The 25,253-nt window shown below is 39.3% G+C and carries 13 protein-coding genes; 4 read left to right on the forward strand and 9 right to left on the reverse strand.

What is annotated here, in order from left to right:
- Positions 1-58: 58 nt before the first annotated feature.
- The 8 genes from SFU91_07165 to SFU91_07200 all read right to left on the reverse strand — a co-directional run bounded on the left by SFU91_07165 (position 59) and on the right by SFU91_07200 (position 17,663).
- Complete coding sequence (locus SFU91_07165; protein MDX2128799.1) at positions 59-406, reverse strand: hypothetical protein; 348 nt, start codon at positions 404-406, stop codon at positions 59-61.
- Between the two features lie 143 nt (positions 407-549).
- Positions 550-978, reverse strand: coding sequence for a M67 family metallopeptidase (locus SFU91_07170; GenBank protein ID MDX2128800.1), 429 nt, complete (start codon positions 976-978; stop codon positions 550-552).
- Positions 979-990: 12 nt separating this feature from the next.
- Complete coding sequence (gene galE / locus SFU91_07175) at positions 991-1,971, reverse strand: UDP-glucose 4-epimerase GalE (protein ID MDX2128801.1); 981 nt, start codon at positions 1,969-1,971, stop codon at positions 991-993.
- A 13-nt stretch (positions 1,972-1,984) separates the two neighbouring features.
- Positions 1,985-2,923, reverse strand: coding sequence for a thioredoxin-disulfide reductase (gene trxB / locus SFU91_07180; protein MDX2128802.1), 939 nt, complete (start codon positions 2,921-2,923; stop codon positions 1,985-1,987).
- A 53-nt stretch (positions 2,924-2,976) separates the two neighbouring features.
- On the reverse strand, positions 2,977-3,234 hold the full coding sequence (locus tag SFU91_07185) for a glutaredoxin domain-containing protein (protein MDX2128803.1): 258 nt from the start codon (positions 3,232-3,234) through the stop codon (positions 2,977-2,979).
- Positions 3,227-3,562, reverse strand: coding sequence for a thioredoxin (gene trxA / locus SFU91_07190; GenBank protein MDX2128804.1), 336 nt, complete (start codon positions 3,560-3,562; stop codon positions 3,227-3,229). Before trxA ends, SFU91_07185 begins: the two co-directional genes overlap by 8 nt.
- A 153-nt stretch (positions 3,563-3,715) precedes the next feature.
- Positions 3,716-15,679: a T9SS type A sorting domain-containing protein gene (locus SFU91_07195; protein ID MDX2128805.1), complete on the reverse strand. Its 11,964-nt coding sequence runs from the start codon at positions 15,677-15,679 to the stop codon at positions 3,716-3,718.
- Between the two features lie 325 nt (positions 15,680-16,004).
- Positions 16,005-17,663 (reverse strand): NAD(P)H-hydrate dehydratase, encoded by a 1,659-nt coding sequence (locus tag SFU91_07200; GenBank protein ID MDX2128806.1) that lies wholly within the window; start codon positions 17,661-17,663, stop codon positions 16,005-16,007.
- A gap of 94 nt (positions 17,664-17,757) precedes the next feature.
- Between SFU91_07200 and SFU91_07205 the strand changes: the two genes are divergently transcribed.
- Both SFU91_07205 and SFU91_07210 read left to right on the forward strand, forming a co-directional pair.
- A complete protein-coding gene (locus SFU91_07205) occupies positions 17,758-19,311 on the forward strand; it encodes a thioredoxin-like domain-containing protein (GenBank protein ID MDX2128807.1) in 1,554 nt (517 codons plus the stop codon).
- 81 nt (positions 19,312-19,392) lie between these two features.
- Positions 19,393-19,683, forward strand: coding sequence for a hypothetical protein (locus SFU91_07210; GenBank protein ID MDX2128808.1), 291 nt, complete (start codon positions 19,393-19,395; stop codon positions 19,681-19,683).
- A 1-nt stretch (position 19,684) separates the two neighbouring features.
- Here SFU91_07210 and SFU91_07215 read toward each other — a convergent pair whose 3' ends face one another.
- Complete coding sequence (locus SFU91_07215) at positions 19,685-20,698, reverse strand: hypothetical protein (protein MDX2128809.1); 1,014 nt, start codon at positions 20,696-20,698, stop codon at positions 19,685-19,687.
- 49 nt (positions 20,699-20,747) lie between these two features.
- On the opposite strand from SFU91_07215, the gene SFU91_07220 reads away from it, so the two are divergent.
- Complete coding sequence (locus SFU91_07220; protein ID MDX2128810.1) at positions 20,748-22,454, forward strand: amidohydrolase; 1,707 nt, start codon at positions 20,748-20,750, stop codon at positions 22,452-22,454.
- 9 nt (positions 22,455-22,463) lie between these two features.
- Entirely contained in the window at positions 22,464-25,241 is a 2,778-nt protein-coding gene (locus SFU91_07225; protein MDX2128811.1) for a M14 family metallopeptidase, read from the forward strand.
- Positions 25,242-25,253 lie beyond the last annotated feature (12 nt).

Consider the following 25,253-nt stretch of genomic DNA (forward strand, 5'->3'; position numbering starts at 1 on the left):
TTCGCATCAATAAGTCTAATCAACACTAATACTTCATCACAACCGAATCAATCATTTTTTACTCAACTCTTACTATCATTCCGTATCCTAAATGTATCAATTCTTGCTCCATAATCAATCCGCCGATTCTCTCTCTCGTGCCAAATGGAACCAGAAAAATATCTGCCCAAGCCGATTTTCCTTGTAGGGCTTTTTGAACAGATTCCCTCGAATTCAGTTGTAAAAAAAGCTGTTGTGTTTTAATAACAGACACTTGTACAGGCATAACGAGATCAATTAAAATTCCCAACTCGATAGCTCCGGAAACCTTATACTTGATTTCAGCAGGCTTAAATATCTCACCCTCTACCTCATTTGTGCCATTTTCAAATTGAAATGTTTTTGGTTTAGTAACTTTGATATTCACCTTCATAATGTCTATTGCTCGCGTCGTACCTTTTCTTAAAGAACTTGGGGTAAGAGAAAATGATTTTGATCGATTGATAATCCGGGTTTAATGAAAATTTAAAATGCTTTTATCAATTTAGTCTTCATCATACCTCAGATGATTTATATGAATGTAATCGTTTCTTCAAAAACAGTTTTATTTATACCAACCGTCCAAGATTTTGTTTCTTCAATAATTCCTTGACCTAGGCTAATGATTAACATCGAGGTATAAAGCTTGCAGTGCTTTTCATCATCGCCAGAAGGATAAGCACCAGCATCTGTATGAGAGTGATAATTTCCTACGATTTCTAATCCAACTTCACGGGCTTTTACCTCTGCTTTCCAAACTTCAGACAAGGAGATTTCAAAACCTGTTTTTTTATCTCCATCAAGCACATTTTCGCAGGGTAACACCGCATAAACCGTGTTTTCTACTTTACCATTCGGTTCAAAACCAGCTTTTCCGATTAATAACCCGCAACATTCTTCAGGGAAAACTTGCTTTGCATGCTCCTTGATCTTTTTAATTTTTGAGAGCGAGATTCTCATAGCCAAGAAAAATTAACTTGAAAAGCGAGCTTGATGCCATTTCCACGCAGTTGAGACAATTGATTCTATTTCTTTATATCGAGGCTCCCAACCTAACTCTTTCCTAGCCTTTTCAAAACTGCCAATTAGCTTTGCGGGATCGCCGGGTCGTCTTGGCCCAAATTCAACTGTTATGTTTTTTCCAGTAACTTTTTGGATAGCCTCTATAACTTCTAAAACACTAAAACCATTGCCATTTCCAAGATTAAATGCGGCTGATCGATTTTCGTGATTAATAAAATCAAGTGCTCGAATATGGGCATCAGCTAAATCATTCACATGAATATAATCTCTAATACAAGTTCCATCTTTTGTAGGGTAATCTTTTCCAAACACAGTGATATGTTTTCTTTTCCCTAAGGCAACATCCAAGACCAAAGGAATCAAATGGGTTTCAGGTGTGTGGTCTTCACCGATTAGGCCGCTTTCATCTGCTCCTGAAGCATTGAAATAACGAAGTGCCACATACTTTAATCCATAAGCTTGATCAAATTCTTTTAGGGTTTGCTCTACAAAAAATTTTGAACGCCCGTATGGGTTAAGTGGATTTTGAGGATGACTTTCAGAGATTGGAACTTCCGAAGGTTCACCATAAGTGGCGCAAGTTGAAGAGAAAATGAAATTTTTTACACCAAACTTCAACATGACCTCTAGAAGATTAAGTGTTGAGGCGTAATTATTCCTATAGTATTTAAGTGGATTTTCAACCGATTCACCTACGTATGCATAAGCCGCAAAATGCATCACGGCACTGATTTTATGCCGATTAAAAACTTCTTCAATAAAAGATTGGTCTTGTAAATCTCCATATTCAAAAGGAGTTGTTCCAACAAAATCTTGATGACCATAAACTAAATTATCGAGAATTACTGGATTGTATCCTCTTTTTATCAGTGCCTTAACCGTATGAGAACCGATATAGCCTGCGCCTCCGGTGACTAAAATTTCCATCATTCATGTACTAATTTTATTGGACATGCAAGTTTTCAATATAACGTTCAGCATCAATCGCTGCCATACATCCTGTTCCAGCTGCTGTTACTGCTTGCCTATAAACCTTATCTTGAACATCTCCACATGCAAACACACCCGGCAAATTGGTTTCTGTACTTGATTTTTTGGTAATCAAATAGCCCTGCTCATCCATTTCTAACTGTCCCTGAAATAAATGAGTATTCGGTTGATGTCCTATTGCTACAAATACACCGTCACACGCCAAAACCTCAATTGAATTCGTTTTGAAATTTTTCAACTTGACACCATTGACTACTTTCCCATCTCCTAAAATTTCCTCGATACCCACACTCGTTTTAAATTCAATTTTAGGATTTTTCTTGGCACGATCAACCATAATTTTAGAGGCTCGAAAATCATCTCTTCGATGTAATAAAATGACTTTAGATGCATATTTAGTGAGAAAACTAGCCTCTTCCATTGCTGTATCTCCCCCTCCCACAACAACAACCACTCGATTTTTATAAAAAAAGCCATCGCAGGTGGCACACGCCGAAACACCATAACCCATATACTTTCTTTCACTTTCCAACCCTAAAAGCTTGGCCGAAGCCCCTGAAGCAATAATCAAAGACTGAGTTTTGACAACTTGTGTTTCATTGAGGGTTAATTCAATTGGGTTGTTTTTTAAATTTACGTGTGTTATTGCTCCATAATGAAATTCAGTCCCAAACCTTCGGGCTTGTTCCCTCATATCATCCATCAACTTCGGACCCATAATTCCGTGTGGAAATCCCGGAAAATTTTCAACTTCGGTAGTAATCGTGAGTTGACCGCCCGGTTGCATTCCTTCGATGACCAATGGGTTTAAATTTGCTCGACTTGCGTAAATCGCGGCCGTAAGCCCTGCTGGGCCTGATCCAATAATTGTAACTTGATTTTCAGACTTCATATTTATGATAAAAGCCTGAGTTGGGGTCTCAGGCTTTGTAATTGTTATCGAGGTTATAGCTCAAATTGTAATTCCTTTGAAAGGATATTTGGATTGGGATTAACAAGCGCCTTTTTCCCGGTGGAATCTTCTATCACTAAAGTAGGTACACTTCTTTTCCCCCCTGTTATGGACATCACGATTTCAGCGGCTTCAGGCAACTTTTCGATGTCAATTTTTTCAAAATGAATTGACTTATCTTTTAGTATCCGCTCAGTTCGATGACAATCAGGACACCAACTTGTCGTGTACATTGTTACTTTCCTATCCATTCAACTGGGCGTTTAATTTTGATGCGAGTACACCTTTTGGAACGGCACCGACAACTTGATCAACGACTTTTCCTCCGCGAAACAAAAGAAGCGTTGGAATAGACCGTATCCCAAACTTCATAGAAATTTGAGGATTTTCATCCACATTTACTTTGGCAACAGTCGCTTTACCTTCATATTCATTGGCTAATTCCTCAACAACCGGAGCAATCATTCTACAAGGACCACACCAAGGTGCCCAAAAATCAACTAAGACTGGTTTATCTGAGTTTAAAACTTCTGATTCGAAATTTGAATCGGTTGCGATTAAATATTTTGAGTTTGACATAATTCAGTGTTTAAGTTATAGGCCCTTATATATACTCGTTCATCCATTTATAGTTGTCAATGATAGCATAGAATTTTCTCTTCCTTAATAGAATAATTCTATAAAAAAAAAGGCGCCTCTAATCGAAGCGCCTTACTTTTGCAATCAAAAAACTTATTTGATTAACATCATTTTCTTTACTGCATTGAAATCTCCACTTCTCAAGCGATAGAAGTAAACACCCGATGAAAGATTCAACCCATTAAATGAGTAACGATGTGCGCCTGCCTGCAGGTTTCCATCCACTAAAATTCCAACTTTTTGACCCAGAACATTATAAACTTCAAGCGTTGTTCTCCCTGCTTGTTTCAATGAAAATTCTATGGTTGTCGCTGGATTAAATGGATTTGGATAATTTTGCGAAAGCGTGTATTCATCCGGCATTCTTACTGACACCACTTGGTGTTCAGTTACAACACCACCAAATGAAACATCAATTAACTTGTAGTAATAAGTTCTGCCTGCTTGCAATCTTGAATTGTCAATAAAACTGTATTCTTTACCTGTAGAATTTGTCCCTAATCCCTTGAGCGATTCAATGGTTCTGTAAGAAGCGATTTCTTCAAACCCGTCATTTTGATTTTCGGAACGCTTAACTATGAAACCTAAATTTTCAAATTCAGATCTTGTTCTCCATTGTATTGTAGTTGTTCTACCTTCAGTTGGTACCACCTTAAATTCTGCTAGTTCAACCGGCAATGGGTTATCCGCAGGATTAACAGTGCCTAATGCAAATGCATCTGTCTGTGTGAAAGTCACTGAACTTGTAATGGTTCCAGATGACTCATCACCTGTTTGTCCGCCGTCACCAAGGTTTTCCCAAGCTGAACTGGCAATATCTAAACTTGCCGCTCTTAAACTGTTTCTTTCGGTAGCAAATATTCCCCCAGCCGAAACAAAGTCATCAGCGTTCCAACTTAGCGTTACAGAACCGTTATTGTAGGTTCCTCCACCACTATTTGATACAGCAAAATATCTCATAGACGAAACTTTGGATAAAGTTCCTAATGAGTAGGCAGGTGAACCCGCAGGAGCATTTGTATTCACTTGTCGTAGAGTGAATGAATTTGAACCAGATACATGAGAAACGGTTAATTCAACCGGCAAATAGGATACGGCGAAGTTAAACCCATTCCAAGTATTTGCACGATGACCTGAAGGAAATCTTCTTGTAACGCTCGGATTATTTGGATAATCAATTCGAACATTCCCTTCGACAAATGATGTTGTACTTCCGCCTATAATTGGTGTTCCGCTCGCGCCGTCACCATTGTCAGTATCGGTTAATCGAAGTGTCGCAGATGGTATGACAATAACGCCATTTGTAAGGTTCAAAGAGTTTGAAACAATCTGGTTGCTGTTTATTGTCAAGTCTCCTGTAGTTTTATCCACAGTTAAATCATAGAAAGAGGTGACTTGGGAACCACTTATGGCTTGATTTACAGATGTACCAGAGAAAGTAACATTAGAAGATCCTGAAGTAAAAGTGCCATTATTTACCCAACTTTCTGAAAGGGTAATTGAAGATATGTTCGAAGCATCGAAAGTACCGCTTGCACCTATTGTAACTGAATCCAAGTCAACTAAAGTCGCTGATTCACCTGCAAATAAAGTACCACTTGCAACATTGAGATCACCAACAATATTAGCATTTGAAGTGAACTCAACGGAATTTGTTGAACCTTGAATTGTCAAATTATTGAAGTTAAAATCAGGGGAAATTGCTGATCCAGAAATGACCTGTGAACCATTACCGTTAAATGTATAGGTCCCTGTACCGGCATTGATATTACCATCATTAGTCAAGTTACCAGAAATTGCGATTCCATAAACCCCAGAATTTAATGTTCCAGCCGTAATAGTTAAATCATCAGTAACAGAAATTGAATCATTCAGAGTTAAGCTTTGACCTGCTTTATCAACATTTAATGCTCTAAATTGAGTGACACCCGTAATCGTTTGTTCACCTGAAGTGCTGGTAAAAGTTACTGAGTGACCTGATGTAGAAGTTAAAACATTCGCTGCTGCATCATTTCTCCAATTTCCTCCCGATAAAGTTATTGTATTTGCCCCAATATTAACAGGACCGGATGCACTTTGGATTCTAAAGTTACCACTAAGTGTAAGTGGTGCATTTATATTCTTTGTTGTTCCACCGTCTAAAGTCAAATTGTGGAAGTTTAAGGTGCCCCCTAAATTTTGTGTACCAACAGTTGCAGAAAACTCAACCAAACCAGCACGAGGTTCAAATGTGCCGTTATTTGTGTAATCGTCAAATATTTGAATCGAATAATTACCTGAATTGTTCGCATCAAGTGTTGTTAAACTTGCGATTTCAAAATCCGTCACAACAATATTCGAAGACAATGTTTTAGTTCCGCCACCAGAGATAGTAACATCATTGTATGTGGTAGGTGTTGCGGGCAAATTATAGCTTGCCGTTGATGAGTAGTCCACTAAACCACCGTTCGTAATATCAAAGAAAGTTGTTCCTGAAATTGTATAATTCGGGAAAGTACCTCTTAGTCTTAAAGTTCCATCGCCTGTGAGAGTCCCAAATGTATGACCTGTTGTGTTATTGGTGGAAATATCAACAACTCCACTTCCAACAATTGAAAGTGACGCTGCACTTTGACCATTTGAATTCGTCGTTATTGTATGACCAGTCAAAACAGTCACATCAGTTACGCTTGTCGGAAATGTTCCCGCAGGTCCACCAGTTCCATCAAATGAAACCGTCCAAGAATTGACATCATCCCAATTTCCTCCTAAAGTTGCATTTCTGCTGTAAAGTGGTGGGGAGAATGCAGCCAATTCTCCGACAATCCACTCATAATTGATTCCAGTTGAAAATGCTACATTCGCTGTGTGACCTGCAATATCGCTTGCTGTATTGATTGTTGGTGAAGTTGGAGTTTGCCAGATTGCTCCATCGTAATAACGAACAACATAGTTTACTTCAGTACCGTTAACTAAGCTATTACTATAAGTAAAGGTGTTTGTTGAATTAATGCTACCTGTACCTAAAACTTCGGTTTCAAAACTTTGTCCTAGTGCGCGCGATGTTATAAAGGCATTTGTGTATGAATTGTTTGGAGAAACAATTCTCACTGCAAATCCAGTAGGTGCGCCACTTGCAATTGACGCAGTTGTAACCGTATATGGATTGTAATCTCCGCTAATACCAATTGGAAAGGTAAATGATAACTGGGCAGGAGTTGTACCGGTTCTTACAACTCTTGAGCCTGTTTCAGTTCCATCCATTAATATTTTTCTTGAAGAAGAAAATGGACCAGATGTCAATGCTGACGGTCCAAATGTGAAATTATTAGTTGTTCCGTTTAAGCGAACAAGACCGTTTGCATTCATTGTAAAAGTATTGTTCACCGTTACAGGTGTTAAAATATCTAAGTTAAGTCCGGTTGCTTTTGTTATTGTTAGATTTGAGAATGTTACAGGATTATTTCCTCTTATTGTTTGATCAAGAGTAGAAGAAACAAAAGCTGTTGTCCCTGTAGCTGATGTAAATGTTCCGTTATTGACAAGATTTCCTTGCAAACGAAGTGTTCTTCCATTTACATCAAATGTTGAACCTAAAGCGATATTCAATGTATCTACATTGAGTATCATACTTGCTGTATTCAGTCGAACAATTCCAGTTCCTGTTAGATTTACATTTCGTAGTCTTAATTCATTAGTAACATTTGCTTTTGAGATCAACTGAATCCCTAATCCATTAAAGGTTACTGTTGAAGTACCAATTTGAACAAAACTTGTATCTCCAGCTGCTGTTCCATTTAAGGTTAAATTTCCGCCAATTGTAAGATTGTTGTTTTGAGTAAGCAATCTCGTATCAGCTTCTAAAGTGAGATTTCCTCGAACAACTGTTTCACCAATCATTCTCTTATTAATTGGTTGGGTATTCGTTGCTTGTCTAGATAAAACCAAGTTGCTGTAACCTCCACCATTAGAAGAGTTTAGAGGTGCAATGTCTTGATTGGTTGTAGCGGTCGGGAAATTATACGTAACTGTTGAACCATCTTGAATGGAATAGGTTGCAAAGTTTCTTGGATAATTTCCGCTACCAGAAATGACAAGATTACCTGTTGAACCAAGGGTAAATGTTCCCCCCGAACCAGAGCGGTCAAATGCACTTGAAGTTTGCGCAATAGTAAGGGTTCCTGAAGCTACTGTTAAATTTCCAATTACACTTAAAATAGATCCATTAACAGTTTTATTTGATGTTCCTGAAATTTGAACATTATTATAGGTTAAAGGTGAAGACGGAAGTGTATAATCTGTAGAACCACTGAATTCGACTGTTCCTCCTCCGCTTGCCAAAAATGAAGATTGGAGTTGTGGAAGAACATTGCTTTCAATTCTTAGTGTTCCAGTTCCAGAAATGCCTAGTCCAAAAGTTTGGGCTGATGCTGATGTAATGTTTAGTACACTACCTATTCTGATTTCAACAGAGGCAGCGGTTTTTACACCAGTAGAGATGTTCATTGTATGACCATCTCTAATAACAACAGGATTGGTTGATGTCGGTTCTGTATCAGATCCTACATAGACAAATGATGTTGAGTCTGCTGACCAAGGACTTGTCGCCGGATCGTTCGTAGCAGCATCCCAAGATACAGAACCTCCAGACAAACCATTTCTCCAAGAGTAGAATATCACAGGATCAACAAATCCAGTACCTGCTGTAAAGAAATAATTTGTAAAGTTTCCTGTAGTGTTAAGTGTAAAGAAATTTGATCCTGAGTTTATTGTTCCTGTTGATGTTGTCCAAGTAAATCCATTGAAGATTCCTGTTTCATAAGATCCATCACCACCAACAGTAGGAACGTCTGTTTCCACCGCTACATCAACATAATTGTAAGTATGTGATAAAATCACCCCGGCACCAAAACCTTCAACGGTAGTCTTCCAATTGTAATTTAATGAGGTTGAAGAAGCTGATGGATATCTAGAGTTTGTAGGAGCAATTTGAACAGTACCTGCACCGTCCGCGGTTGTAACCGAGATACTAACTGGACGATAATAAGTGGCATCTGTAGAAAATGGAAAAATGAAAGGAACAGTAACTGAATTCGGGAAAGCCCATCTTACTCCGGCAGAAGATGAACTTCCTGATGTTCGGACTGAACGTGATGCTGAAAAAACTCCTCCTGTAATTGCAGTTGCTGAAGGATTATTAATTGACAGAAGGTTATCACCAATATTTAATAAACCATTCGTTAAGACCAATTGGTTATTTACAGCTAAATTACCTGTTGTAGAAACACTGGTAAATGTTGGTGATAATCTATTAATCGTTAAGTTATGGAAAGTCGCATTACCTAGTATTGATTGAGCAAAATCATCTAAAACCCCAGCATCTGAATAAAACGTAACGTTAGCGTTTGAGAAATTGGCGTTGAAAGACCCTGAAGCAACATTTAATGTCCTTGTTACTGTTAAACCACTGTTTGCTGCCAATTGAACACCTCCAGAGGTATTGAAAATTCTTAACCGTCTAACTACTAGGTTAGAGGCCGTAATTACTTGAGGATTAGTTTGTCCGGAAAGACCACTACCATTCATTTGAATTTGAGATCCACCAGTTGCGTCTGGCGCAAAACCTGACCGTATATAGCCGTTAAGAACAGTTAAGTTTCCACCAACGACAAGTTCTGATAGAATATTTGTTGTTGAATCCGTTGCAAAATCTACCCGATTTAATCGAAATTGACCAGATAAATTTACGGTTAGATCATTAAGAACAGTAAGTGTACCAGCGCCGTTGACATTTCCAATATTTCCAGTAAAATCTGTTCCATATCCAATAAAAAGATTCCAAAAAGGGACTGTTGAAGTTATTGCTACGTTGTCATTTCTTCCATTTACATTCATTGCAGAAGTTCCAATTCGTACATTTCCTCCCGTAACATTAAAAGTTGGTGAGGCACTAATACGAATAGCAGTATATGGAGAAGTCGCAGAGACTGTATGACTTCCTACAACTTCAAGATCTCCGCCACTCATATTAAATTGACTTGCTGAGCTATTCATTGTAAATGCAGCAACCGTACCCACAGAAGTATTATCCGTTGATTGTCTTCCTCTTTGAACCCTTACGATACCTCCGGATTGAGTATAGTTCAATGCTGCTCCAGTACCGGGTTGTATATTAGAAACAACATTTAAAGTACCATTAATCACAGTAAGAGAACTTCCTGTTCCCTCGTATGTTATTGAATTTTCTGATATACCGCTAAAATCAGTACCGACGTTTACCGTTCCAGATTCGATTCTTAAAGCTCCTCTTAAAATAAGCCCAGTACTAAATCCTGTTGCCCCAACATTCACGGTAGCATTAGCATTTTCTACAGTTAATTGACCAGTTGTCGGTATCGTATAGTTCTCGTTGTCCGTGGATAAGTTAAGTGTGATACTTCCAGTTCCTCCGATTCTTAGATTTCCATTAACAATTTCAATTGCCTTAACTGGCCCTGTGGTTGGACCATCGATTGAAAAATTTGTCGCGGTAACAAGAATTGACGGGGACTGAGATGTTCCTTTATTAACAATAAAACGATTGAAACTATAGGAACCAGAACCAGAGATAACACCATTGCTCGTGCTTGTAAATGTTACATTACAAACTTGACTTCCATTAATGAAGTCTAAAGTACCTGAATTTTGAATGCTTCCTGAAATTGATAAAGTATTTGATAATACCGAAACTCCAGCCAAATTAAATGTTCCGTTGTTATTAATCGAGGCGGCAGTAATTGCTCGAGGTGTAGAACCACCATTAAAACTTAAAGTAGATCCTACACCTGTTGAAATTTCTCCACCAACTGTAATATTCCCAGAAGTAGCATTGCTGAAGAGCAATGTTGTTGTTCCGCTGACTTCAAGATTTCCTGAGAGAGTTAGGTTTGCGTCTGGTAAAGTTTTGGTACCACCTCCACTTGCTGCTAAAGTGTTATAAGTTGTCGGTGTTGAAGGGATAGTATATATTCCAGTACCACCGTATTCAATTCTGCCACCACTCGAACTTAAAAATGTGGTATAAGTTCCACCCGGGAATGCTGGTGGTGTTGAAGTGTTAGATTGTAACCTTAAGGTTCCTGTACCTGAAACGACACCAAAAGAATGACCTGTTGTGGCATTTGCAAGGGCGAGTGTTCCGCCTGATTGAATTTCTAAAGATGCAGATCTTAAGTTGCTAATGTTTGCCGTGACTACATTTGTACCACCGATAAAGACTGGCCTCCTAGAATTTGGCGTCGTACCGGCAACAGGTCCTCCGATACCAGTCGTAGACCAAGTGTTAGGATCAGTCCAATTTCCTGAAGCACGGCTGTAGTAAGTTAGAACCGCGCCGAAAGATGATGGCTCACCTGCAGTAAAATCGCCCGTGAGGTAATTAACTGAATTAAATACGATGGTTGAGTCTGATTCGTTAACCTGAGAAACATCATTTATTCTTGACCAAACTACTGGAGAATATCTTGCCGGAATAAACGCTGTTTCAGCACCATTAATGATATCTGTTTTTCTGTATTGAAATGAAAGAGTAGAAACTGGTGAAGATAGTCCTGAATCTGATAAAGACCAATAATAAGAAAGTGCCAAAGAATCCGATGTCAGTGGATTTATTTCATTAACTCCCTTTACAGTCAAGGCTCCAAGCGTTGCACTAGCGGTAATGTTAACGGTTACAGGTGTATATTTATTGCTTACACCGATAGGATAGGTAAAGGATGCTGGAACAGACGCCCAAATTTTTCTTACTCCAACCGCCGACGGCGTTCCGTCAGTTTGAATCATTCTTAAGAAAGTTGAAGTTGCTGTTGCATTGGATACAGTAGCGGTACCGCCTAAAGTAAGTCTGGCAGTTCCAACTAAATTAAGAATTCGATTTTGTGATGTATTTTCAAATGTCAAGACCCCGTTGATGGTAAAATCTTGATTTGCATTTACAGTTACGGACGATGCTGGCCCATTGATTGACAGATTTGTAAAAGAACCCGTTCCGGTTAATTCGTGAGTTGTACTATTGACTAATTGAACAACCCCAGTTCCGATTTGCGAGCCGTTGTTTACAGCATTTCCAGAAATTAGGAGAGAAAATGCACTTAAATCTAAAGTAGAACCCGAGGAAACAATTAAACTATCAATTGTATAACTTGAAGCTAATGACAAGCTTTGACCACTTGACATTTCAACAATTAAATCTTTAGTTCCAACACCAGACCATTCAGTGGCTGTTGTTGTTTTAGAATTACCGGTATATCTGATTCTATAGTTCGTAATATTATCAATACTCCCTGTTAAAGAACCTGCAGAGCGGGACAAAGTCGAACCGTTAGAAAGTCTCAAATTCGACCCTGCCGAAAGGGTACTTGAATTAAGGAAAAGGGTATCGGTGACTTCATTAAGTGCGCTTAAGGTTTTTGTGCCGGTAGTTCCACTTATAACCAAATTTGAAAAACTAGGGGGGGTAGTTGCATTTCTTGACCCTACAAGTTGATTTCCGTTTCCAGCATATTCAAAGTAACTTCCGGGAGAAAGTGTATAAGAGGCAAATGATAACGAGTCGCCGGGGAAATAATTGAAATTATTTGTATTTGTAACTATAAATCGTGAAGAAGACCCTAATGTAAAATTAAAAGTACCTGCACTTGACGGATTAAACCGATTTGAATTTGCTCTAAATTCACCCGCCGTTACTAACAAGTTTCCAACAACATATGATCTATTATTTGATAAAATCGGCGCATTGGTTCTGTTTCCTCTGCTTATCCAATCTACAAAGCGATTAACCCCGGATGGATTGTTTACAACAACATTGCCTAAAACATTTGAAGCATCAACAAAGACTTGATAACCTTCTGAAGACCCTGAAGCAGAAGCGACGCCATTCCCAAATCTTAACTCTGTTCCGCTCAATACTGTCGGTTGAGCCCAACGAAAGCCAATGCTGTCGAGTGGAGGACCACTGAGTGCGGCATTTGTTGAGTCAAGAGGAGAATTTGCAAAAATTGAAACCGCGTATCCTGAACCCGAAAAAGCTGGTGGATTAATCAATGTTATCGTACCGCCTGTAAGATTGACTATACCTCGCTGTAATTGCAATACACTAAAAGAACCGGGGATATTTTGGTCAGTGTTGGGATTAATATTAAAACTTCCACCACTCATTTCAAAGGTTGCCTTTGCATCATTCAAAACGAACCTTCCATTAAGGTTGAATGTCCCCTGAAGCAATTGAAACAATTGACGCTGATCTGAAGATGTGCTTTTAAATTCCGGATCATTATTTCCATTACCTAAAGTAATTGTTGAGTTACCATCGCCTACATTGACAACAGCAGTTGCTCCATTTAGAATAAAATTGCTTCCCCCAACACCCGGATTAGCAGGAAAAGTAATATTATTTGTTCCATTGCTTAGCGCATTACCAATGTTTAGTGTCCCACCTGTAATATTAACGGTTGCGCCGATTCCGCCAAAAATATTCAATGATGCCCTAACATTGACGGTTCCTGATGCTAAAGAGAATTGCGCTCCACCTTGTAAGCTAAGATTTCCTCGGTTTCCTCCTCCGATATTAAGCGTTCCTCCGTCAACATTAAGTGAACCCAGCGTTTCAATTTCTAAGAAGCTTCGCGATGTTGGCGCAGGAAGTTCAGAAAGCGTATTCACACCGATGTTAAGGAAAGACCCTGAATTAAAATTCGCGACACCTGAAACGGTCGCCGCTGAAACCCCACCCCCAAATAGGACATTTGCCATATTTGAATTTCCGAGAATTTCAAGGGTAGAGTTTGTTACATCTATCCCCCCAACCCCATTTATCCCAAAAACGACAAGATTGACGCTATTTACAGATGTCACGTTTTCATACATTCTCAAAGTAGAATTGGCAGATAAATTCACTTGAGAATTTCCCAAATTAGAATTTTGGGCACCAGCAGAAATAAAAGAAGGATTTTGGGATACAACGATTAGTGAATTTGATACATTATAAGTCGTAGTGGCCGCTAGATCAGACGCTATTCCCAACCATCTACCGTAAATACGGACAGTTGAATTGGTAACATTCATCGTTCTCGTAAAGGCGTTGTTTTGGTCAGCCGTTAAATTCCCTGTACTATCAGACGCATTTCCTACCAATAGGGTACTGTTGGTAACATTAACTGTAGTATTTCCTCTAAAGAAAAAAGCTGATCCTGCAACAGTCAAATTACGACCAGTTCTAAAAGTAGCACCTGATAAAACATTTAATGTGCAACCTCCACCAGCTGTTGTTCCGCTTAGAAAATATTCAGAGATATTAATTTCTGACCCTGAACCAGTGACTGTTATAACTCCCGATCCCGGTGTATCTTGATCACAAACAAATCTTCCAAACCCGAGCGTAGGATGACCAATATTTAAAACTCCTCCACCTGAGACTGTGAGGGTTGAGGTACCTCTTAAATAAAAAGCAGAAAAAACTGCACTAAGATTCTGTGCGATATTAACAACTGCACCATTTGTAATGTTAATGTTTGTACCATTGCCGGCAGCAGTTCCTGATATAAGATATTCCGAAATGGTTAGAGTTGACCCTGCGCCGTCAACATTTAGTGTTGCTGTAATCGGAGTATCGGCATCAGCGACCAAACGCCCAAAAACACCTGTAGAACTCCCAACTTCAACATCTCCGCCAGTATTAATATTCAGCGCGGAACCGCCTCTTAAATAAAGTAAATCAGCAACAGCTGTTCTCGAAGGCCCCACTCTTAATAAACCTGAGTTGGTCACGTTTGTCGTCGCAGCGATACTTCCTCCTGTTCCGGAAACATATCTACCAGATTGAATAAGGGAAGAAGTTCCATTGACTGTAACCGTACCTCCTGCATCCAATCGAATATCTCCAAAAACACCATTTCCAACTAACAATTGACCACCATTTTGAACTGTAATCACTGAACTTGTGACGCCGGTAAGAAGCTTCGACTGATTTGCGGTTGTATTATTTTGCCCAACTCGCACAATCGCCGAAGAACCATCAATAGTAAGTGATGCACCATTAAGAGTTAAGTTAATGGCATTATCACCGGGCGCAAAATTCATTTCACCTTGAAGAACCACAATTGACCGGTTAACCCCTAAAGTAATTGAACCTGCGCTATTGTAATTATAAACAGCACTATTATTGTGGCGATACTCACCAAGTGTAAAAGTTGTTCGATCGAAAGGAATTGCTGTGGTAAACGCGGTCGAATTATTGATGATTCTATTATTGGGCGATGTTCCCGTGTTATTAAAAGTAATAGTCCCGGCTGTTGTTCCCCCAATAGTAACAGTCCCACCAAGTGAAATGGTTTGGTTTAGAGCTCCATTAAAAGTTATGTTATTAAAACTTGAAATGCCGCTTCCAGCTAAATCTCCTCTTAAAACTAAATTAACGACATCAAAATTAACTCCGTCAGCATTTCTTAGGGTTAAAGTACCGTTATTTGTCAAGTTTCCAGAAGTCAAAGTATGAGTGTCAGCCCCACCATCAGGGGTTGTATTGCTTGAAAAAATAGTACCTCCGATAGAAACAGTGGTTGCACCTGTAACGGTAATTGCCCTTCCGCTTGTATTATCAAAGCGCAATTCCCCTGAAACTCCTTCACCGACTTGAAAAGATCCTAATGGTTGAGCTGGAGAAACATTTAGTGTTACAATATGACCATCACGAATCGTCACTAAACCCGTACCAGCATTTTGACCCGGGTAACCTTCTGCCGGATTTGACACCCAAATCGTTCCGTTGTAGCGTTCCCAACTTGCCGTTGTTGTCCAAGTAAAAGAAGCCGCATTGGTGCGATAATCCCCTATTGCCTGTGCCAAAAGATCACCTATCATTACTGTATTTGCAAGTACCAGCAAAGAGAAGGTTAAGAAAAATGAAAAAATACTCCCAGCAGTAAAGAAACGAGGAAAGCGAGAATTCATATCGGAATGATTAGTATTGAAAATAGAAACTTGTTCGACTTGAGCAGCAGAGAAAGGCGTATTTATTTGAGGAACTTGATAGCGCTGAACCATATTTTAATTCTAGAATTAAAGGCAAAAAAATTATGTTAAGTGGCTTCTTAGGTGGCTCAGGCGATGAATGATTCATTAACTGAGCAAATTTAAGAACTTTCTTAATCAAAAGTGAACCCAAAATCACAAACTGTGACTTGCTATACAACTTTAAGACCTGAACTGAAATGAGATAAATATCCTTAACGTGCAGGCTGTTTCAAAGTTATTGACAAATGTGTAAAAAATTGGGTTTGACCTAACTCACTAAAAATACAAAAAAAATAAGGAAAAAAGAAGTTGAGAGATAAATTTTCAACTACAGCCTCAGAAACTTAATCCCGATTCAACTTGAGATGATGAAACCTATCGATTGAGCGATTTGAGAGGCAGAAGGATACCGCGACTTCAAGGATACCAGAGAAACTGCTTTGCCCATAATGAATGATGATATCGCCGCCGCATGAATGATCTGACAACCTTGAGCTGCAAAAGAGGCAATCATTCCTGAAAGCACATCGCCTGTACCTGCTGTTGCCAAATTTTCATTACCGTTTGTTACAAAATAGGATTCCTCATTTGACAAAATGACGGTCGTTGGTCCTTTCAGCAACAAATTGGCCTTAAAGCGGTTTACAAAAGTGCGTGAGAGGGTTAATTTTTCAATTTCAATATAATTCGAATTGAGACCAAGCAGTTTAGCAAATTCACCGTGATGAGGGGTAAGGATTACATTCTCGAAATTCAATTGATTCAGTAAACCCATTTCAGAAATAGTATAAAGTGCATCTCCATCAATCACCAAGGGTTTACGAATTGAGACGTTGTTCAAAAGTTGCTTGAGTATATCCGCCATTAAATTTACTTTTTCTGAACTTCTTCCAAATCCGGGGCCAATGACGATTGCATTTGCCCATTTCGCTTTATCAAGGATAGACGAGGGATTTTGATCGATTAGTATCGCTTCAGGAACTTGAGTATGAAAAATATTAAATGAAGACGAGGGTGCAGATACACAGATATAACTGGCCCCCGAATTTATTGCACCAAGTGCCGTTAATACGGCCGCTCCTATTTGAGATTGTGACACCTCTTGAGAACCTGCGATTACCAAAACCTTTCCGCCTGTTGTTTTATTGGCTTCCCGATTTCGTGAAGGAAGATTTTCTGAAACGAAATTACTATCGACCCATTTTATTTTATTTTTTGGAAGAAGGCGGTCAGTAATTCCAATATCGGCGCAAACGATTTCACCTGAAAGTTTAACGCCATCTGCAAAAAAATAGCCTGTTTTAGGATACCCTAACGCAATGGTCAGAGTCGCTTGAACCGTTTCCATTTGGGCTATCCCGCTTTTTGCATCTAAGCCGCTTGGTAAATCGAGTGAAATGACAATGCTACGATTCAAATTTTGAAGAATATTTACCGTTTGAATTGCTTCATTAACCAACTTTTCTTTTGGGCTCGATTGATTGGTTTTGATTGATGTGCCTTGTTTCTCAAGTTCTTTTTCGCTTAAAAAAGGGAGAAAAGGATTATTGAGTTCTGTTCTTTTTATACCGTCGGGGTGATCTGATTTCCGATAGCCTGTTCCTAGGATAGCATCAATGATAAAATCGTACTTTCCTTTTTTGATGATTTCAGGGATGCCTTCATCTGCCTCAAAGATTCTAAGACTTGTGCCAAGGGAGATAAACTGACGCAATGATTTTAAGTTTTGGATATTATCCTGTTTCAATTCACTTTCATTTCCAAGATAAACGAGGTCGAGCGAGACATCTTGAGAAGCAAGAAATCTGCTAAGAACAATTCCATCTCCACCGTTATTTCCTTTACCACACACCACAAGAAACTTTTTTGATTTGAAATCGGGATATCTTGATTGGATGATATTAAAACACTCTTTACCAGCAACTTCCATCAATTGCCGTTCTGACACCCTTAGTTTAATGATGGTATCGTAGTCGGCTTGACGCATTTCTTCAGGGGTGACAATGTATTTCATTTTATCTTTGACTTTGTTTTAAGTTGCCTCAACGGTAAACTGCTTAACGGTTTGAAATCATTAATTTATCAACGCAAAATACACCTTCTTCCTTTTGAGTACGAAATCATCGCCATTTTTAGGATTAGTGAATGCCCCTGATATTCCGGCAAGTCTCCCTTGGTACAACACAGAACAGCCACTATCGCTGAAGAATCTCCAAGGAAGATTTGTCCTTTTGAAGTTTTGGACATCTGGCTGTATCAATTGCCTTCATACTTTTGATGAAGTTGATCAATTACGAAAAAAATTTCATCAGGATTTGGTTGTTATAGGGGTACACACCGGAAAATTTACTTATGAACGAAGCGGGTTTCTTCTAAGAAATGCGATTCAAAAAATTGGAATCGACTTTCCTGTTGTTGATGATTTCAAATATCAGATTTGGGAATCCTATACGATTCAAGCGTGGCCAAGTTTTATACTTATTGCACCAAATGGAAAAATTATTGGTCAGTGTTCCGGAGAAGGAAGTTACAAACTGCTCAATCAAATTCTTTCTCGTGCAATTAGTTATTGGGTAGAAAATAAAAAGTATAGTCCATTTGATTCACAAAATGAGATTCAATACGGGTTTCATACAAACCCTTTTTTTTCAGTTCAAAAGAAAAGTGGTGAAGTAATCTCCGGCCTAAATTATCCGACGGGGCTAGCAACAGATCATCTCAAGAAGCGACTATTTATATCTGATACCGGAAATCATCGAATTTTAATGATAGAAGAGAGCGGGGTTGTCTTGAATGCTATTGGAGGGTTGGACGCCGGTTTTAAAGACGGTGAATTTTCTGAAGTAAAATTTCGTAAGCCAAGAGGTATTTTTTTTGATGAAGCTCATGACTGTTTGTTTATTGCTGATGAAGGAAATCATGCGATTCGAAGGGTGAGTTTAGCTCATCGTAAAGTGGATACAATTGCTGGAAATGGATTTCAGAGCGTTGTGAAACCAGTACAGGGCCGTGCTGAGGAAATTGGGTTAAATAGCCCGTGGGATATTGTAAAAAAAGGCGGCTCGCTAATTATGGCTATGGCTGGTTCGCACCAACTATGGGAGTTTAATTTGGATTCAAATTCACTTCAGTTATTGGCAGGCTCGGGAAGAGAGGAATTGTATGACACTCGTGCAGAGCATGCCGCATTGGCTCAGCCTTCGTCCCTACTGTTCCACAAAGACCGTTTGCTTTTTTTAGATACTGAAAGCAGTGCTTTAAGAAGTCTTGAATTAAATGACTCCGCAGATTTTGAGTTTAAAGGTGTGAAACATGTAAAAACTTTAATTGGGAAAGGGCTTTTTCACTTTGGGGATAAAGATGGGGAATTTGATGATGCATTGCTACAACATCCGAGAGGACTCGCTCAGCATCACGAATTCGTTTACCTCTCAGATACATATAATCATAAAATCAAACGGCTTGATTTGAGATTAAGGAAAATTGAAACCCTTATCGATAATACCGAATATGATTTATTGATGAGTGAGCCGGAAGGAATTGCGATTTCCTTTCCTCATTTATTCATTGCCGATTCGAATCATCATCGAATTTTATGTTACAATCTTGAAACAAAAACATTTCGCAAAGTGGAACTTATCATGCAAGAACTTAATACTTAGGGGGTAAACTAAATTTTACTATCACAGAAGAGAAGGTTAACTTTCAAGTTCCTATTGAAAAATAAAAAACTTAAAATATCAATGCCGACAGAGACAAGTACAATTAAGAGCAAACGAGATAAAGAAAAAACTCGAAAAAAAGCAGACTCCGACAAGCAAAAAAAACTTGACTCATTAAGCTTGCCTTTGGAACCAGAAAACTATGTTCTTATCGGAATCGGATGTTTTGGTTTATTGGTTGGGTATTTGTTAATGGCTTATGACAACAATGTTGACGGTTTTTTTTCAAGAACCTTTTCTCCGGTTATCATTATTGCTTCGTTTGTATGGATGTTTTATGCGATTTTGCATAAACCGAAACCTAAACCCTAAACTATTTCTTTTCGCTAAATAGTGAACTTGTGAGGGTATCAATGAGAACTTCATGAAGCCACAAAATTGGGTTCGCGGTATTGTATTTTTTTTGAGAAGAGATAATGTTACTCATCTGTTCGGGAAACGAGGCGATGGCCTTTTTTATTTTTTTATCGATGTCAATCGAATCTCGCTTAATCCAACGGCTTACTAACAATACCCCAATCGGTGAAATCACGAATTTCCATATTAACAAGATTGAAATAGCTCTGATTACAATAAACAGTGCACTTTCATTATCACCGAGAATCAATACCGGAATCACGGTAAGTGTTAAAGCAGAAAGTAGAAATAAACCCTTTAAGCCCTTTTTTTTCTTTGGTAAAATCTCACTCAAATGATGGTGACTATCGTTCACCGATTTTACAGGCTGAGGACTTCCCTTTTTCACCCGTTTCAAAATTAGTAAGGGCAAGCGAGCAGCATAGATTGCGACTAAAATTGCGCTCATTGAATAAATTGAAAAGTAGATTGAGATCATGAGCTTTGAAAATTGGGTGTTAAATATCCCAAATTGTTTTAGAATATTTTCCGCAAAAAGATCTACTGCATTCCAAAAGGGTTCTCCGAAAAGTATTGTCAGAGTAATCAGTCTTTGTAAGGCAGAAAACCAATGTGCGAGGAGTGACAAAACAAAAGTTCTGATTGCATGATTTTTACCTATTGCTTTCAGGATATAAGCAGATACCGATTGAAACCCCAAAGCAAGGTACGCCCCAAGCGAAGCGTGTGGGTTCACTGCCAACTTAACTCCAAAAACGACCATACTGGGAGAGATCAGTTCACTTTTTAATTTTGAGAAATAGCTGATTAGCGATAAAACCAGCACACTTGTAGCACTTAACCAAAGGCCGGTGAATGGAATTTTAAACGCATGCAATACACCTCCTAAACCTGCTTCATTAAACGCCCACAACCCTGTGATTCCTTCAAAATTTCTTATTCCGACATTTTCTTCTTTAAACTCTTTCACAAATCCTTAATTTGATATTGATTTTTGAAATTAATCACAAAGCGTATTCATGAACCATAAATTTGTTTCTCTATTTTTTTTCGTCAACCTCCTCCTTACTTCATGTAATAAAATTGAATCTCCAAAAGCCGACTTAATATTAATCAACGGTGATTTCATCACTCTTGAAGATTCCCTTCAAAACGCGAGAGCATTAGCAATCAAAGCCGATACAATTTTAGCGATTGGTTCCTTAGAAGAACTAAAGTCTTTTATTGGCCCTAACACGGACACCCTTGATTTGCAAGGAAATATTGCATATCCCGGCTTTATTGATGCTCATTCACACTTTTTAGGAATAGGTGAAACGAAGAAGATTCTTTGGCTCGGTAAAGCCAAAAGTTGGAATGAAATCGTTTTAATGGTTGGAGAAGCGGTAAAAAACACCCCAAAAGGGACTTGGATTTTAGGTCGGGGATGGCATCAGGAAAAATGGCAATTCCAAACCGGTAAAACGGTTGAGGGATTTCCGGTTCATGATTCACTCAGTGCTCTTTCTCCAGAACACCCCGTGTTACTCGAACATGCAAGTGGACATGCTTCTTTTGCGAATTTGGAGGCAATGAGAAGAGCCGGCATTCAAAGGGAAACGCCAAACCCTGAAGGGGGGATGATTTTAAGAGATGAAAAGGGATTGCCGACAGGTTTTTTTCAAGAGACAGCCGCTGAACTTTTGGAATCAGCTTACCGTGCTACTCGATTACAAATGACTGAAGAAGAAAAGGAAAAAGAGTTTGAGGAACTAGTTCAACTTGCTACTGAAGAATGTCTATCAAAAGGTGTAACGAGCTTTCACGATGCGGGTGTCGGTGAAAGTGTTCTGAAAGGATACCGAAAGCTCTCAAAAGAAAATCGATTGGATGTTCGGCTTTGGGTTATGATTAGTGGAAGAGAAAACAATCTTGAAGAAAAACTCAAACAATATAAAACGATAGATCCCACACAAAAATTTCTTACTATTCGTGGAATTAAAGAATATATGGATGGTGCGTTAGGCTCCCGCGGGGCTTGGTTACTTTCTCCCTACTCAGATTTACCCGATGCAATTGGGCAAAATGTTCGAAGTTTAGATAGCATTAAGTATTCGGCTCAACTTGCAAAGAAATATGGATTTCAATTGTGTACTCATGCCATTGGCGATCGGGCAAATCGAGAAGCACTTAATATTTATGAAGAGGTATTGAATGGGGATCGAAGTTCTCGGTGGAGAATTGAGCATGCTCAACACCTTTCAAATGAAGATATTCCTCGCTTTGCAAAACTTGGCGTTATTGCTTCGATGCAAGGGATTCATTGCACTTCAGACGCCCCTTTTGTTTTGAAGAGACTCGCCATTGCAAGGGCTACAGAGGGTGCTTACGCTTGGAAAAAATTAATCAAGAGCGGTGCAGTTGTAACAAATGGGACGGATGCTCCGGTAGAAGATGTCAGCCCACTTGCATGCTTTTATTCAAGTGTTACGAGAAAGATGAGTGATGGAACGCCTTTTTTTGCAGAAGAATCGATGTCGAGAATTGAGGCGCTACAGTCTTACACAATACTTGCCGCATATTCTGGTCATGAAGAACATGTGAAGGGCAGTCTGAAAGTCGGTAAGTATGCAGACATCACAATTTTGGATACTAACCTTCTTACGGCTTCTGAAGAAGCATTGAAATCGGCTAAGGTTTTGTACACGATTGTTGGCGGAAAAATTAAATATCAGCGAAAAAATTAAGTTTCATTTATGAATTGGAAGATTTATCAATTATTGCGTTTTGTACTTATCGTTTATACAGTGCAAAGTAGCCCATTATTGGCTCAAAGTGAGATTCCTTTCGCTCCAAATTCAGTGTATGACTTAAAGGTGCCGACTCCTAAATCTATTTTAGGGTTTGAGCTTGGGTCGAGACCGGTTCGCCATAGTGATGTGTTAAAATTTTTTCAAGTTTTAGCCAACCATTCAAATCGAATTCAACTTCGTACTCACGGTTATTCACATGAAGGGAAAGAACTGATTTATGCTATTGTGACGAAACCGGAGAACCTTGAAAAATTCAATGAGTTGCAAGCTCAACGCACAAGACTTTCAGACCCAAGATTTATCACTCAAGCAGAAGCAAATTCGATTGCTGAAAAAATTCCAGCACTTGCTTGGATGGCATATACGGTTCACGGGGATGAACTTTCAGGGACGGATGCTTCTCTACTACTTGCTTATCATCTTACGGCTTCTCATGATAGCTTAACATTACAATTGCTTTCTGAATTGATTATTTGTATCGAACCTATTGAAAACCCTGATGGTCGGGATCGATTTGTGAATATGGTTTATCAATGGGAAGGACAAGTTCCCAATTGGGACACGCAGAGTTTAAATCATACGGGGACTTGGCCAAGGGGCAGGCATAATCATTATCTCTTTGATTTGAATCGTGATTGGCTTGTTGCGGTTAATCCCGAAACACAAGCACGTATTCGTGCGATTCAGGAGCTAAAACCTCAACTTATAATTGATGCTCACGAAATGGGGTCGGATAAAACTTATTTCTTCAATCCGCCGGATGAGCCGATTAATCATGCTGTGGGTGATTTAACAAGAAAATGGTGGAAAATTTTTGGTTCGGAGCAAGCCAAGTCATTTGATGCTTACGGTTGGAGTTACTTTACTCGTGATACCTACGATGAGTGGTACCCTGCCTATGGGTCATCATACCCGTTATACTTTGGTGCCGTTGGAATTCTTTATGAACAAGGTTCAACCCAAGGCTCTGTGGTCAAACGATCCGATGGAACGATACACACCTTTCGTGAGTCGGTTCACCATCAATTCGTCAGTTCGATTTCGAACTTAAAGACCGCTGCAAATAACCGAAAATCTCTCTTGTTGGATTTTTATACGCTTCGGAAGCAAGGTGGTGTTTCGGGGCGAAAGGACGACCCTTTGGTTTTTTATTTAATACCAGATACAACGAGCACAAGGTTTCAACGCTTTATGGAACTTCTCAAATTGCACCAAATCGAAGTAAGAAGTGCTGAGAAAGAATTCAATTTTGATGCTTATGACTATTGGAGCGGGAAAAAGGGATCACGCCGATTTCCAAAGGGGACAAGAATCATTCCGCTCGATCAGCCAATGGGAAGACTTGCAAAAGTTATGATGGAATTTGACCCGAGGATGACAACCTCATTTTTAACTGAAGAGCGAAAATCATTGGAGAAAAAAAGTGATTCTAAGATTTATGATGTTACAGGTTGGTCAGTTCCCATTGCATATGGGCTTGAAACTTATTGGAGTTCTCAAAAACCAGCGATTTCAACTCAACCCGCTTCGCTTGTTGAGGAGAAGCAACGGAGGGTAATTTCACCCGAAAACCCACCTTTTAACTCGAGTTACGGGTATTTGATTCGATACAATGATGAACGCTCGATTCGTGCATTGAGCACCCTTTTCGAAAAGGGGTTTAAAGTACGCACTTCAGAAAAGCCGTTTAGCATTGGCGGTTCCTTTTATGGGAGCGGTACGCTTCTCATTAGAAAACACGAAAACGCTCCTGAATTGTTATCATCTTTGAAAAATATTGCAGAGGCTAATGGAATTGAAATAATCCCAACTTCGACGGCTTTGGTTGAATCCGGTTCTGATTTGGGGGGAGACGCTTTTCCTATTCTACTCTTACCAAGAATCGCTATTCTTACCGGTCCCGGTATTGACCCGACTTCTTTTGCACCATTGTGGCATCTTTTAGACGTTCGATTTAAGCAAAGGGTCACTCTACTTTCGACGACCGACTTCAACCGATTTGATTTGGCTCGATACAATGTTTTATTGCTTCCTTCAGGAAATCTTTCTCTTGCATTAAACGGATCCGGACAAAAAAAATTAAAGGAGTGGACGGAAAATGGCGGAACAGTTATTGCAATGGAAGCCTCTGCTTCATATTTGGCAGATTCCAGTGTTGGTTTTACTCGAACTGCGCTACGCTCTCAAGTATCAAAACGGCTTTCGGAGTATGAGAAAGCCATCCTGAATGAAGAATCAACAGTTACAGTGGATAGTCTTTCACTTTGGAGCGGAAAAATTGAATTATCATCTCAAAAGCAATCCAATAAGGGCGATGAACTTCCACCGGATTTTGAGAATCGCGCAAAACTCTTTATGCCACGCGGAACAATAATGGCGGTTCAAGTTCATTCTGAACATTGGCTCGGGTTTGGAGCCGATCGAAAGGTTGGTGCAACCATCTTTACTTCCGATATCTTAGTTGCGAAGCCGCCGGTGGAAGTTGCAGCACGATTCGAAAATGCTGAGAATCTTCGTCTTTCCGGGCTTCTTTGGCCTGAAGCCCGCCAAGCGTGGGCACGCACTGCTTATTTGACAAGGGAATCAAAGGGTAAAGGACAAGTAATTTTATTCGCTGGTGAACCTGCCTTTCGAGCATACTATCATGCCACAGAACAACTCCTGCTAAATGCGATTTACTTAGGACCGGGCTTAGGCACTCGGTTCAACTTAGGATGGTAAGTAACTTTTCAT

This window comes from Chloroherpetonaceae bacterium (genome assembly GCA_033763895.1).
Taxonomy (GTDB): domain Bacteria; phylum Bacteroidota; class Chlorobiia; order Chlorobiales; family Thermochlorobacteraceae; genus JANRJQ01.

Excerpts from the sequence above, each read along its gene's own strand:
- SFU91_07185 (MDX2128803.1), bottom strand. The coding sequence starts at position 3,234 with ATGGATAGGAAAGTAACAATGTACACGACAAGTTGGTGTCCTGATTGT.
- SFU91_07170 (MDX2128800.1), bottom strand. The coding sequence starts at position 978 with ATGAGAATCTCGCTCTCAAAAATTAAAAAGATCAAGGAGCATGCAAAG.
- trxB (MDX2128802.1), bottom strand. The coding sequence starts at position 2,923 with ATGAAGTCTGAAAATCAAGTTACAATTATTGGATCAGGCCCAGCAGGG.
- trxA (MDX2128804.1), bottom strand. The coding sequence starts at position 3,562 with ATGTCAAACTCAAAATATTTAATCGCAACCGATTCAAATTTCGAATCA.
- SFU91_07220 (MDX2128810.1), top strand. The coding sequence starts at position 20,748 with ATGAACCATAAATTTGTTTCTCTATTTTTTTTCGTCAACCTCCTCCTT.
- SFU91_07210 (MDX2128808.1), top strand. The coding sequence starts at position 19,393 with ATGCCGACAGAGACAAGTACAATTAAGAGCAAACGAGATAAAGAAAAA.
- SFU91_07225 (MDX2128811.1), top strand. The coding sequence starts at position 22,464 with ATGAATTGGAAGATTTATCAATTATTGCGTTTTGTACTTATCGTTTAT.
- SFU91_07195 (MDX2128805.1), bottom strand. The coding sequence starts at position 15,679 with ATGGTTCAGCGCTATCAAGTTCCTCAAATAAATACGCCTTTCTCTGCT.
- galE (MDX2128801.1), bottom strand. The coding sequence starts at position 1,971 with ATGATGGAAATTTTAGTCACCGGAGGCGCAGGCTATATCGGTTCTCAT.
- SFU91_07200 (MDX2128806.1), bottom strand. The coding sequence starts at position 17,663 with ATGAAATACATTGTCACCCCTGAAGAAATGCGTCAAGCCGACTACGAT.